This is a genomic window from Aliihoeflea sp. 40Bstr573, from assembly GCF_024105655.1.
Classification (GTDB): Bacteria; Pseudomonadota; Alphaproteobacteria; order Rhizobiales; family Rhizobiaceae; genus Aliihoeflea.
Genome location: NZ_JAAAMH010000014.1, coordinates 69,315 through 81,119 on the forward strand (window position 1 = coordinate 69,315; position 11,805 = coordinate 81,119).

The following is an 11,805-nucleotide window of genomic DNA, read 5'->3' on the forward strand; positions in this document are numbered from 1 at the left end:
TTCCGGCAATTGACCCGGCTTTCGCCTTCACCTATTGTCCGCCACCTGCATGGACCGACTTGAGTCTTGCACGGGGTGTTCCCAAATGGGGGGCACGACCCGTGCGTTTCGTTGCGCCATATGGCCCGGAACGCACCTCATTTCAAGGGCATACCTTGCCCGCGCGACGTTGATTGGAGAACCGCATGGCCGCTGGAACTGCCCCTTGGAACATCGAGAAGCCCACCGCCGTCCTGGTGCTGGCCGATGGAACGGTCATCGAAGGCAAGGGCGCCGGCGCAACCGGGGAGCGCGTGGCCGAAGTCGTCTTCAACACCGCGCTCACCGGCTATCAGGAGATCCTCACCGATCCGTCCTATGTCGGTCAGATCGTCACCTTCACCTTCCCGCATATCGGCAACATTGGCGCCAATGACGACGACGTCGAGGATCTGAACCCGGCCGCCCGCCACGGCGCCGTCGGCGCGATCTTCAAGGCCGACATCACCGCGCCGTCCAACTACCGCTCCGGCGGCGGGCTGGACGAATGGCTGAAGAAGCGCGGCATCGTCGCGATTTCGGGCCTCGACACACGCGCGCTGACGTCGCTCATCCGCGAGCGCGGCGCGCAGAACGCCGTCATCGCGCACGATCCGTCCGGCAATTTCGACCTGGATGCGCTGAAGGCCAAGGCCGCCGCCTGGTCGGGCCTCCTCGATGTTGATCTGGCAAAGGACGTCTCCTCGGGCCAGTCCTCCGTGTGGTCGGAAACCCCATGGGTCTGGGACGAGGGACATGGCACCCAGGGCGAACCGACGATGCACGTCGTGGCCATCGACTACGGCGTCAAGCGCAACATCCTGCGCCTGCTGGCCGGGCTCGGCGCCAAGGTGACCGTCGTTCCCGCCACGACCGATGCGCAGACGATCCTCGCCATGCAGCCCGATGGCGTTTTCCTGTCGAACGGCCCTGGCGACCCCGCCGCGACCGGCAAATATGCCGTCCCGGTCATCAAGGATCTGATCGGCGCCGACCTGCCGGTGTTCGGCATCTGCCTTGGCCACCAGATACTGGCGCTCGCCGTCGGCGCGAAGACCGAGAAGATGCACCAGGGCCACCACGGCGCGAACCATCCGGTCAAGGACCACACCACGGGCAAGGTCGAGATCGTGTCGATGAATCACGGTTTCGCGGTGGATTCGAAGTCACTGCCGCAAGGCGTCGAGGAGACTCATGTTTCCCTCTTCGACGGATCGAACTGCGGCATCGCGCTGACGGGCAAGCCGGTCTTTTCGGTCCAGCACCACCCGGAAGCCTCGCCCGGCCCGCAGGATTCGCACTATCTCTTCCGCCGCTTCGTGAACCTCATCCGCGAGCGCAAGGGCGAGCCGGCATTGGCGGAATGATGCCCGCCCGCGCGGGGACTTCACCCCGCGCGGCATGCTTGCCCGGTCACTTGATCGGGATCATCAGATGCGCATAGGGTGTGCCCGCCCACATCACATAGGGCTGGGTCGTGTCGGGCTCGGGCGTGTCCGGATAGCCTTCCATCATGTCCATCGCGTTGACGATCATGACGTGCGGGCCGGTCTCGATCCAGTTATTGCCCTGTTCCGGCCCTTGCGCATAGGGGTCCGTGTTGCTGCCGTCGCTGCCGCCGGCGAGCATGTACATGAAGCCGACCTTGCCTTGCGGCGGGTCCTTCTTGCCGATCCAGGCCATCGCCCATTCCATCGAGTTCGCATCGCCGCACATCGGGTCCGGCCCCGGCGAGGCCGGGTTGTCCGGCATGCACCAGAAGCCATTCGTCCCTTCGCGCAAGGTCCGCATCTCGCCCTTGTCGTCCATGGCATAGATCGCCGCGCCACTCGCAACCGCCGCGGGCGCCGCCATTTCGGCGCTCTTGATCAGTTCCGCGTCGTCGGCAGCGGCCGGCAAGGCAAGGACGCTGCCTGCCGCGCAAAGCACGGCCAAGGTCAGAAGCCTTATCATGGCTGTTCTCCTGTCGCCCGGGGCAGGCCCCGACGGCCCGCCGGCCGGGCGCGGCATTCTACCAGAGGCCGTGGAACGGGTGCACAGCCCGGATGGTCTAGATATCGCCGTTGAACGTGTCGCAGTCTTGCCAGCGCCCGGTCTCATAGCCGCGCGCGAACCAGGTCTGGCGCTGCTCGGACGAGCCGTGCGTGAAACTGTCGGGCATCACCTGGCCCTGCGTGCGCCGCTGCAGCGTGTCGTCGCCGATCTGGTGCGCGGCGTTCAGCGCCTCGTCGATGTCGCCGGCTTCGAGCAATCCCTTCTGCTCGGTGTAATGCGCCCAAACGCCCGCATAGCAGTCGGCCTGGAGCTCGACGCGCACCGACATTTCATTCGCCTGCGCCTCGCTCATGCGCTGCCGCTGCTGGTGAAACTGCGGCAGGATGCCCGTCAGGTTCTGGACGTGATGGCCGACCTCGTGGGCGATGACATAGGCTTGCGCGAAATCGCCCGACGCGCCGAAGCGGCTGGCGAGTTCGTCGAAGAAGGCGAGGTCGATATAGACCTGATTGTCGTTCGGGCAGTAGAACGGGCCGACCGCGGACGAGGCCTGCCCGCAGGCCGAGTTCACCACGCCGTCGAACATCACCAGCGTCGGCTCCTGGTAGGTCTCGCCTTCGCTCTGGAAGATGCCGTTCCACACGTCCTCAGTCTCGGCGAGCACCACACCGACAAACTGCGCCTGCTCGTCATTTCCCGGCTGCTGCCGCGTCACCTGCCCGGTAGGCGGTGCCGAGCCGCCACCGCCCATCATGTCCATCGGATTTATGCCGAGGAAGGAAAGGACGAGGAAGACGACCACGAGGATGACGATGCCGGACATGCCGCCTGCGCCCGCGCGCCCGATGGGGATTGGAATGCGCGGTCCGCGGCGTCCGAAGCCGCCTGGTATCCGCGCTGGGCCCTGCCCGCGCCGGTCCGAGATGTTGGTGCTTTGACGGCGGCCTCTCCAGCGCATGCGAACCCTCCAGCGCAAATGGTGCGCCATTCAACGGGATGCCTGCGTCACGGTTCCGTCAAGCGGAAAATCGAACGTCCATGCCGGCAAGCGGCAGCCCGACGATGCGGCTCGTCCAGCGCTCGCTAGGTACGATCGGAAAGGCGCGCGTCACCGTTCCGGTGGTGATCAGGTCGCCCACTGCGAGCGGCCGCGACATCGGCCGCATCGCAATGCCGTCGACCATGCTGCGCAGCGCCGAAAGCGGACCGCCCAGAACGTCACTCGCCGTGCCGCGATCGACCACCACGCCATCGCGGACAAGCTCCATGTCGAACGCGGCCAGCCGCTCCAACCACCCGGCCCGGTCACCTTCCACCGAAACCAGTTCGCCATGCAGGAACATTCCGTGCAGAGCGCAGGCCGCCACCGTGTCGGCCGCCTTGAACTTCCAGCCGGGAAAGATCGACTGCACGATCTCGAAGCCGTGCGTCACCGCATCGATGCAATCGAGCAGCGCCGCCTCGTCCATGCCGATCTCCGGCGCGCTTTTCAGCCGAAACGCGATCTCCGGCTCGATCCGCGATTCGACAAGCCCGGCAAGGCTGATTTCGTCACCGGCCGCGACCGGCCGCACGGTGCCGGAATACATCGGGCCCCAGATCGGTGCATGAACGTCGTACTCGTCCCAGATGTTGCGATTGGTGAAGCCGATCTTCCAGCCGACGACGCGCTCGCCGCGCGCAACCCGCGCCGCCATCACCGCATCCGACACCTGATAGGCGTCATCGAGCGCAAAATCGGGATCGTCCCCGCTGAAGGTCGCGATTGCCCGTGCGCTGCTGATGGCATCCAGCACGGCACGCGCGCGCGTTTCTATCATGTCGTTGGTCAATCGGACGCCCTCCCTGCGAATCGCGACAATTGCAGACAATCAACCACGGGTCACGATCCTGATTAAAGCTTCACCTCGCCGTTTTCCTCGCCGTCCCAATAGTGAACCCGCTCCGCGCTCACCTTGATCATCACCAGACCTTCGGTGTCGGCGCCGTCCTCGAACCAGTCGTCGAGATCGGGATTCCAGTGGTCCTCGAACGCGGCCTTGTCGCGCACAATCTCGGCCATGCCCTGAACCGCGACCATGAACATGTCTTCGCCCTGGAAGGCGAGCGACACAGTCGGATCGGCCTCGATATCGGCGACCATCCGTGCGTCGCTCCTCGTGAAATAATAGGAATCGCCGTCATATTCGACGTCGCCATTATTACTCATCGGGCGGCCGGCGATGGCGCCGCCGTCGGTACGCGTCATCAGCATCGCGATATCTATCTCGCGCATCTTGTCGGAAAGGTCGGAAAGCGACTGGGCTGGCATCGGGGGGGCCTCTCGGGGTGTCGGTTGAATCGAACACCGCCGAGGGCTTCCTGTTCCCGCGATTTCCCGCGTCGTCCGTCTCGGCCATCTTCATCGCGATGGATCGCACACAATCGACGACTGAACCTCGTGAACCTCCAGACGATCTGGCGCTGTGGGAACTCCACGCCTGGTGCCTCGGCGCCGTCCAGCTGCCCGGCCCGGTTGTGCGTCGAGGCGACAACGGCCGTCTCCTCCACGCTGCGCGAAACGGTCTCGACCGGCACGCCGTCGACGAGCCCCGCATGGCCGAACTCGAGCGCATGCACATTCTGGAGCGCTCCGGCGACGAGATCCGCGCCACCTTTCCCATCATCGGGCCACAGGCCGCGGCGCCCCTGCGCCGCCATGCGCGCAACCTCGCCGAAAAGCTTCTGCCGCGCCTGACCGATCCCGCCGCGCGAATCCACGACCACCTCGCCGCCGAACGTCTCACCGGCCACACTTTTGCAGTCGTCTTCGGCCACGCGCTCGACGGGCTGATGTGGTCCATCCTCGCCAGCCATCGCGCGGTGCCGGACACCCACCTCACCCCTGACCGCCCGTTCTGGAACGGCACCTTCTGGGCTATCTGGCCGCCACGCGAAAACCCGGCGGGTGTCAACGAGGCAAGGATTCCCGGCATGACTCTCGTCATGGTCTGGACGCCCCGCACCGAAGAGCCCCTGAAAGCCCTCGCCCGCCGTTCCGGCTTTCAAGCTACGCTCTGCGCCATCACCTCAGGCGCTTCCGCCCCCGTCGCCGACCCGCTTCTGCTCGATGACCACGGCCACTCCCGCATCCCCATCATCCGCCCCGGCGATCCGCTTCAGCTGCACGCCCTCGCCCTCGCCCGCCCCGTCGCCGAAGCCCTCCTCACCGAGCCGCTGCCTTCTATCGAAAACGTCACCGACCCGCGCGACGCCCGCATCATCTTCGGCCACGAACTCATCTGGGAACTCGCCGATCTCCTCCACGACAACGGCCTCGTTCCGCGCGCGAGCGAAGACGACCCAATTCAGAGCCTCTTCCTGCGTGTCGAAGCCGGCTAATCTTCCTTGGTCGCCAGCCCCGCTATGTCGACGAAGACCGCGTCCCACTCTTTTTCGTCGATCTCGACAATCCCCAGCCCGCGCAGCATGAAGATTCCCTCGCAGGCGAGAAACGCCAGTCGCCGCCGCCGCCCGTCGGCGTCGTCGCCGAAACTGTCGAGCCAGCCGCGATAGTCCGCGCGCAGCGATTCGGCCTCGTCGCCGGCCTCGACCAGCCCCGCCATCAGGCTCGCAGCCCGGGCGGTCATCGCCGCGCTCTCGTCGCGCGTCGCATCGATCCGCGCCTTGAGGCGGTCTCCCCCAACGGCGGCGAGCCGGGCCGTCATCTCAACCTCGAAGCGTTTCAGGTCGCGCTCCATCATCGCCGCGATCAACGCCGACTTGCTCGGGAAGCAATAGAGCACCCCGCCCTTCGAGACGCCGGCGCGCGCCGCCACCTGGTCGAAGGTCAGCTGCCCGGCGCCTGCGTCGCCCACGATCGCCTCGGCGGCGTCCAGTATGGCGTCACGGTCGATCGTCCTTTTGCGTCCCAAGTCGATTCCCTCTTTTCAATCCGTCTGGTCGGATATATATAATCACCACCCGGCCGCCTGTCACGCGGCCTTTCGTTTTGATGGAGACTATCATGGCATGGGTTTTTCTCGGTCTGGCGGGCGTGTTCGAGATCGTGTGGGCGACGGCGATGAAGATGTCCGCGGGCTTCACGAAAATCACCCCGACGGCAATCACCATCCTCGCCATGATCGTCTCCTTCGCCTTCCTGTCCATGTCGCTGAAGGCGCTGCCGCTCGGCACCGCCTACGCGATCTGGACCGGCATCGGCGCGGCCGGCGCCTTCGTCATCGGCGTCATGTTCATGGGCGAGACCCTCACACTTGGCCGCGCCATTTCGATCCTGCTTTTGGTCTCCGGCATCATCGGCCTGAAGCTTTCGACGAGCGTATGAAGAATGCCGGGTGATCGCGCATTTTCGGGGTTACGTTCGCGGGCGCCTTTCCCTATAAGGCGCTCCTAGCCTGACATCAGAAACCGACGCCGCACCCGGCCGCGCAAGCCGCCGGTCCGTGGCCATACGCGCCGAGACGAACCATGCCGAAACGCACCGATATCAAGTCCATCCTGATCATCGGGGCCGGCCCCATCGTTATCGGCCAGGCCTGCGAGTTCGACTATTCGGGCACCCAGGCCTGCAAGGCGCTGAAGGCCGAGGGCTACCGCATCATTCTGGTCAATTCCAACCCGGCTACGATCATGACCGATCCCGAGCTGGCCGACGCGACCTATGTCGAGCCGATCACGCCGGAAGTCGTCGCCAAGATCATCGCCAAGGAGCGCCCCGACGCGCTGCTCCCCACCATGGGCGGCCAGACCGCGCTCAACACGGCGCTGTCGCTGCGCCGCATGGGCGTTCTCGAGCGCTACAATGTCGAGATGATCGGCGCCAATGCCGAGGCGATCGACAAGGCCGAGGACCGCTCCCTCTTTCGCGAGGCGATGGCGAAGATCGGCCTTGAGACGCCGAAATCCATGCTCGCCAACGCCTCCGAGGCGAAAGACGCGGACAAGCGCGCCCATGAGGCCCGCCGCGCAGAGCTGAAGGCCTCGAACCCCGCCGATCTCGACGCCGCGCTCGACGCGCTCGAGACCGAATGGAACCTTGGCGAAGGCGACCGCAAGCAGCGCTATATCTCCCACGCCATGGGCATCGCCGCCCAGGCGCTGGACGAGGTCGGCCTGCCCGCCATCATCCGCCCCTCCTTCACGATGGGCGGCACCGGCGGCGGCATCGCCTACAACCGCGCCGAATTCTTCGACATCGTCTCCTCCGGCCTCGACGCCTCGCCCACCACCGAAGTCTTGATCGAGGAATCGGTCCTCGGTTGGAAGGAATACGAGATGGAGGTGGTCCGCGACCGCGCGGACAACTGCATCATCATCTGCTCGATCGAGAACATCGACCCGATGGGCGTCCACACGGGCGATTCGATCACCGTCGCCCCCGCGCTGACGCTCACCGACAAGGAATACCAGGTGATGCGCAACGCCTCGATCGCGGTGCTGCGCGAGATCGGCGTGGAAACCGGCGGCTCCAACGTCCAGTTCGCCGTCAATCCGGAAAACGGCCGCCTCGTGGTCATCGAGATGAACCCGCGCGTCTCGCGCTCCTCCGCGCTGGCCTCCAAGGCCACCGGCTTCCCCATCGCCAAGGTCGCCGCGCGCCTGGCCGTCGGCTACACGCTCGACGAGCTCGACAACGACATCACCGGCGGCGCGACCCCGGCCTCTTTCGAGCCCTCGATCGACTATGTCGTGACCAAGATTCCCCGCTTTGCCTTTGAAAAGTTCCCCGGCGCCGAGCCCACGCTGACCACCGCCATGAAGTCGGTCGGCGAGGTCATGGCCATCGGCCGCACCTTCGCCGAGAGCCTGCAAAAGGCCCTGCGCGGCCTCGAAACCGGCCTCACCGGCCTCGACGAGATCGAGATCCCCGGCCTGGTGGAGGGCGACGAGAAGAACGCCATCCGCGCCGCGCTCGGCACGCCGACGCCAGATCGCCTGCGCATGGTCGCGCAGGCCATCCGCATGGGCACCTCGCTCGAAGACGTGCACCAGATGTGCCGCATCGACCCGTGGTTTCTCGAGCAGATCGGCGCCATCATCGCCATGGAGGCGCGCATCCGCGAGCACGGCCTGCCGCAGGACGCGCAGAACCTGCGCATGCTGAAGGCGATGGGCTTTTCCGACGCCCGCCTCGCGTCATTGGCGAGGAAAGACGAGGAAGACGTTCAAAAACTTCGCGACAGGCTCGACGTCCACCCCGTCTACAAGCGCATCGACACCTGCGCCGCCGAGTTCGCCTCGCCCACCGCCTACATGTACTCGACCTACGAGACCCCCTTCGCCGGCTCGCTCGCCGACGAAGCCAAGGTCTCCGACAAGAAGAAGGTCGTGATCCTCGGCGGCGGCCCGAACCGCATCGGCCAGGGCATCGAGTTCGACTATTGCTGCTGCCACGCCTGCTTTGCGCTGGCCGATGCCGGCTACGAGTCGATCATGATCAACTGCAACCCGGAAACCGTGTCGACCGACTACGACACCTCCGACCGGCTCTATTTCGAATCGCTCACCGCCGAAGATGTCCTGGAAATCCTGCGCGCCGAGCAGAAGTCGGGCACGCTCCACGGCGTCATCGTCCAGTTCGGCGGCCAGACCCCGCTCAAGCTCGCCGACGCGCTCGAAAAGGCCGGCATCCCGATCCTCGGCACCTCGCCCGACGCGATCGATCTCGCCGAAGACCGCGACCGCTTCCAGAAGCTCCTCGTCAAGCTCGGCCTGAAGCAGCCCAAGAACGGCATCGCCTGGTCGGTCGAGCAGGCCCGCACCGTCGCCTCCGAGCTTGGCTTCCCGCTGGTCGTGCGCCCGTCCTATGTGCTGGGCGGCCGCGCCATGCAGATCATCCATCACGAGTCGATGCTGCAGACCTACCTGCTCGACACCGTGCCCGGCCTCGTGCCGGAGGACATCAAGCAGAAATATCCGAACGACAAGACCGGCCAGATCAACACCCTGCTCGGCAAGAACCCCCTTCTCTTCGACACCTATCTGTCGGAAGCCATCGAGGTCGACGTCGATTGCCTGTGTGACGGCAAGGCGACCTACGTCTCCGGCATTATGGAGCATATCGAGGAAGCCGGCATCCATTCGGGCGACTCGGCCTGCTCGCTGCCCGTCCACTCGCTCGACAAGGACATGGTCGCCGAACTCGAACGCCAGACCGCCGCGCTCGCGAAGGCGCTCAATGTCGGCGGCCTGATGAACGTGCAATATGCGATCAAGGACGGCGAGGTCTACGTTCTCGAAGTGAACCCCCGCGCCTCGCGCACGGTCCCCTTCGTCGCCAAGACCATTGGCCGCCCCATCGCCAAGATCGCGGCGCGCATCATGGCCGGCGAAACGCTCGACGAAGCCTTCGCCCATTACGGCACCAAGCCCAACGCGGCCGATCTCGGCCACGTCGCCGTCAAGGAAGCCGTCTTCCCCTTCGCCCGCTTCCCCGGCGTCGACACGCTGCTCGGCCCTGAGATGCGCTCCACCGGCGAAGTCATGGGCCTTGACCGCGACTATGCGCTGGCCTTCGCCAAGGCCCAGCTCGGCGCCGGCGTCGACCTGCCCCGCTCCGGAACGCTCTTCGTCTCGGTGCGCGACGAGGACAAGGCGCGCGTGCTTCCCGCCGTCAGGCGCCTTGCCGAAATCGGCTTCCGGATCCTCGCCACCGGCGGCACCGCCCGCTTCCTCAAGGAAAACGGCGTCGAGGCCGAAAAGATCAACAAGGTCCTCGAAGGCCGCCCCCACATCGAGGACGCGATCCGCAATCGCCAGGTCCAGCTCGTCTTCAACTCGACCGACGGCCAGAAAGCCGTCTCCGACTCCAAGTCCCTGCGCCGCGCCACCTTGATGCAGAAAGTCCCCTACTACACCACCATGTCCGGCGCCGAAGCCGTGGCAGAAGCGATCGCGGCGCTGAAGGCGGGGAGCCTGGAAGTGCGACCGCTGCAGGCGTATTTTTAGGAGCGCCCTATCCGCGCATGATCTCCCCCCCTCGCGGGGGAGATGTCCGGCAGGACAGAGGGGGGTGCTGTCCCGGGAACCCATCAGAGCAAAAGTATCGCGTCAGCTTCCGACCCCATTGCTGCCGGAATTGTTTAATTCGCCGAAACCCAAAAATCGCCGTTGGCACAGCGTTTGGTAACTGCCTAGCCTGAATCAGAATTCGAAAAATGCGGCGACCAGCTCAACTGACCACAATCAAAATTTTCTAATCACATTAATCACGAGGTCTTCTATTACAGAAATCGCCTTGCTCCTCGTGACCTCGACACTAGAGGGGTGCGCAGCGGTGTTGCGAACGCCAAGACCGTCATCAAGTATCTTCCGGACATCGTTCGATATGATGCCGGCGGCCCGGCAGAGCTCTATTAACTTGCCTTCCTTCAAATCCGAAAAATCGTCCTTTACCACGACCCTGGTCATCTTCTTGCTGGGCGGATTCTTTGCCAGCTCGATATTGAACTCTGCGAGCTTGTTGCTCAGGATGTAATCGTACAGATGATCGACCGTCAGTATCCAGGTCATCACGATGGCGGCACGGTTCGCACCAGCCTCGAAACAATCTACCGCTTCGACCAGAAATTTCTTCTTCGGTCCGTCAGAGAATAACGTTTCGAGGGAGCGCAATTCGGCACTGGTTTGTTGTACGACACGGCGGCTTCCCAAGTGGGAAGATAGCTTGTCTGCGACTGTGCGGTGGAGGCGGTATCCCACCGAACTTTTGATGTAGCGAGGGGATCGTCCTTTTGTTCGCTCGGACAAAAGCTGGGGTAGGCGCGATGGAAATTTCAGGTCGCACAGCTCAAAGCATTCTCTAATCTCCTTAGCTGTCGCGGAGCCTTTTCCTTGCTCCACGGTCAAGAAGTACATGAAAAAGCTCACTAACTCCGCGTCTGTCTGATTTTGTCCATCTGGAATGGCTTCATAAAAGCGGAGAACTGGCGAGATCATGCAGGCTCAGCCGCCTTCTTTTTTCAGTTCTCCAAACTGGACATGGTTCCGACCTCGCTCGGTAAGCGACACGTCGAACGGTGATGAAAATTCAACGAAGCCTTTTTTGTTTCGTGTATCTATGAAGGCTTGTCTAAAGGCGACAGGCGCTTTTATCTGCGCATCCCGGAAGCACGTATAGACATGATTGAACGTAACAGGAGAGATTTTTTTGTCTTCTAAGTATGACATAAATAAAGCGATGTAGTCATAGTTGGATTTTGGATCGAAGTTCGTCATATACGACTTCAAATCTGTTGTCGCTAAATCATTGACCAAGGCAGGCTTAAATGCAGGCGCAGCGGCAGCACCATCTTTGTGCTGTCGAGGGGTCTGCTGCTTCCTTTTTCGCCTTACGCCTTCGCTATTTTTTTTGCGGCGCACTCGCGGGCAATGCGCTGGTGTTGTCAGTACCAATCTCGTCGTCCTCGCCAGCCTGCACGAATGCATTCGTTGGCTGGGCGATCAATCCTTCCCGATAATCGTTATAGACCTCCCGAACGAACTCCACGTCGCCTTCAAAGTCTAAAATACCATGAACGAGATTGATATGCAGTTTAGCACTACTCATTCTTCCCCCTCTCTTTTGTTGAACGCGCTCCATTTTTTGAGGCGTCTAACACTGATCTCGATCCAATCCACGCATGCCGACGGAATCGCTCAGTTTGAAGCTAGCTCGGAGGTGTTAGGCTGTGTGGACGAATTGACTCAGGTACAGGTTTTGGGGTTCCGCGGATGAATCCGGCCTGATTCATAGGTTGCCGACTGATTTGGGAGGTCGGCGATGTCCACAAAGATGACGGATACGGATTG

General features: G+C 63.2%; 12 protein-coding genes. 4 read left to right on the forward strand and 8 right to left on the reverse strand.

What is annotated here, in order from left to right:
- Nucleotides 1-185: 185 nt before the first annotated feature.
- Nucleotides 186-1,385 carry a glutamine-hydrolyzing carbamoyl-phosphate synthase small subunit gene (carA, locus tag GTK01_RS15930; protein WP_252927774.1) on the forward strand — a complete coding sequence of 400 codons (1,200 nt, stop codon included), beginning with the start codon at nt 186-188 and terminating at the stop codon, nt 1,383-1,385.
- A 46-nt stretch (nt 1,386-1,431) separates the two neighbouring features.
- On the opposite strand, the gene GTK01_RS15935 is transcribed toward carA, so the two are convergent.
- The 4 genes from GTK01_RS15935 to GTK01_RS15950 all read right to left on the reverse strand — a co-directional run bounded on the left by GTK01_RS15935 (nt 1,432) and on the right by GTK01_RS15950 (nt 4,324).
- Complete coding sequence (locus tag GTK01_RS15935; protein WP_252927777.1) at nt 1,432-1,971, reverse strand: hypothetical protein; 540 nt, start codon at nt 1,969-1,971, stop codon at nt 1,432-1,434.
- Between the two features lie 97 nt (nt 1,972-2,068).
- On the reverse strand, nt 2,069-2,971 hold the full coding sequence (locus GTK01_RS15940; protein ID WP_252927779.1) for a neutral zinc metallopeptidase: 903 nt from the start codon (nt 2,969-2,971) through the stop codon (nt 2,069-2,071).
- 58 nt (nt 2,972-3,029) lie between these two features.
- Nucleotides 3,030-3,845 (reverse strand): 2-keto-4-pentenoate hydratase, encoded by an 816-nt coding sequence (locus GTK01_RS15945; RefSeq protein ID WP_252927781.1) that lies wholly within the window; start codon nt 3,843-3,845, stop codon nt 3,030-3,032.
- A gap of 62 nt (nt 3,846-3,907) precedes the next feature.
- Nucleotides 3,908-4,324 (reverse strand): pyridoxamine 5'-phosphate oxidase family protein, encoded by a 417-nt coding sequence (locus tag GTK01_RS15950; RefSeq protein WP_252927783.1) that lies wholly within the window; start codon nt 4,322-4,324, stop codon nt 3,908-3,910.
- Nucleotides 4,325-4,341: 17 nt separating this feature from the next.
- On the opposite strand from GTK01_RS15950, the gene GTK01_RS15955 reads away from it, so the two are divergent.
- Nucleotides 4,342-5,394: a hypothetical protein gene (locus GTK01_RS15955; RefSeq protein WP_252927785.1), complete on the forward strand. Its 1,053-nt coding sequence runs from the start codon at nt 4,342-4,344 to the stop codon at nt 5,392-5,394.
- On the opposite strand, the gene GTK01_RS15960 is transcribed toward GTK01_RS15955, so the two are convergent.
- Nucleotides 5,391-5,927 carry a TetR/AcrR family transcriptional regulator gene (locus GTK01_RS15960; RefSeq protein WP_252927787.1) on the reverse strand — a complete coding sequence of 179 codons (537 nt, stop codon included), beginning with the start codon at nt 5,925-5,927 and terminating at the stop codon, nt 5,391-5,393. The two genes, GTK01_RS15955 and GTK01_RS15960, sit on opposite strands and share 4 nt — an antisense overlap.
- 92 nt (nt 5,928-6,019) lie before the next feature.
- Here GTK01_RS15960 and GTK01_RS15965 point away from each other — a divergent pair, with 92 nt between their 5' ends.
- Together GTK01_RS15965 and carB are read left to right on the forward strand one after the other, a co-directional pair.
- Nucleotides 6,020-6,340 carry a multidrug efflux SMR transporter gene (locus GTK01_RS15965; RefSeq protein ID WP_252927789.1) on the forward strand — a complete coding sequence of 107 codons (321 nt, stop codon included), beginning with the start codon at nt 6,020-6,022 and terminating at the stop codon, nt 6,338-6,340.
- A gap of 143 nt (nt 6,341-6,483) precedes the next feature.
- Nucleotides 6,484-9,963: a carbamoyl-phosphate synthase large subunit gene (carB, locus tag GTK01_RS15970; protein WP_252927798.1), complete on the forward strand. Its 3,480-nt coding sequence runs from the start codon at nt 6,484-6,486 to the stop codon at nt 9,961-9,963.
- A gap of 237 nt (nt 9,964-10,200) precedes the next feature.
- On the opposite strand, the gene GTK01_RS15975 is transcribed toward carB, so the two are convergent.
- The 3 genes from GTK01_RS15975 to GTK01_RS15985 are packed head-to-tail and all read right to left on the reverse strand — an operon-like array spanning nt 10,201 to nt 11,563.
- Nucleotides 10,201-10,953, reverse strand: a complete 753-nt coding sequence (locus tag GTK01_RS15975; RefSeq protein ID WP_252927799.1) for a hypothetical protein — start codon at nt 10,951-10,953, stop codon at nt 10,201-10,203.
- Nucleotides 10,954-10,959: 6 nt separating this feature from the next.
- On the reverse strand, nt 10,960-11,409 hold the full coding sequence (locus GTK01_RS15980) for a hypothetical protein (RefSeq protein WP_252927801.1): 450 nt from the start codon (nt 11,407-11,409) through the stop codon (nt 10,960-10,962).
- Nucleotides 11,357-11,563: a hypothetical protein gene (locus GTK01_RS15985; RefSeq protein WP_252927803.1), complete on the reverse strand. Its 207-nt coding sequence runs from the start codon at nt 11,561-11,563 to the stop codon at nt 11,357-11,359. The genes GTK01_RS15980 and GTK01_RS15985 overlap by 53 nt, the downstream gene beginning before the upstream one ends.
- Nucleotides 11,564-11,805: the final 242 nt, after the last annotated feature.

Coding starts and splice junctions, on each gene's coding strand:
- carB (WP_252927798.1), top strand. CDS start 6,484: ATGCCGAAACGCACCGATATCAAGTCCATCCTGATCATCGGGGCCGGC.
- GTK01_RS15950 (WP_252927783.1), bottom strand. CDS start 4,324: ATGCCAGCCCAGTCGCTTTCCGACCTTTCCGACAAGATGCGCGAGATA.
- GTK01_RS15985 (WP_252927803.1), bottom strand. CDS start 11,563: ATGAGTAGTGCTAAACTGCATATCAATCTCGTTCATGGTATTTTAGAC.
- GTK01_RS15965 (WP_252927789.1), top strand. CDS start 6,020: ATGGCATGGGTTTTTCTCGGTCTGGCGGGCGTGTTCGAGATCGTGTGG.
- GTK01_RS15940 (WP_252927779.1), bottom strand. CDS start 2,971: ATGCGCTGGAGAGGCCGCCGTCAAAGCACCAACATCTCGGACCGGCGC.
- carA (WP_252927774.1), top strand. CDS start 186: ATGGCCGCTGGAACTGCCCCTTGGAACATCGAGAAGCCCACCGCCGTC.
- GTK01_RS15935 (WP_252927777.1), bottom strand. CDS start 1,971: ATGATAAGGCTTCTGACCTTGGCCGTGCTTTGCGCGGCAGGCAGCGTC.
- GTK01_RS15975 (WP_252927799.1), bottom strand. CDS start 10,953: ATGATCTCGCCAGTTCTCCGCTTTTATGAAGCCATTCCAGATGGACAA.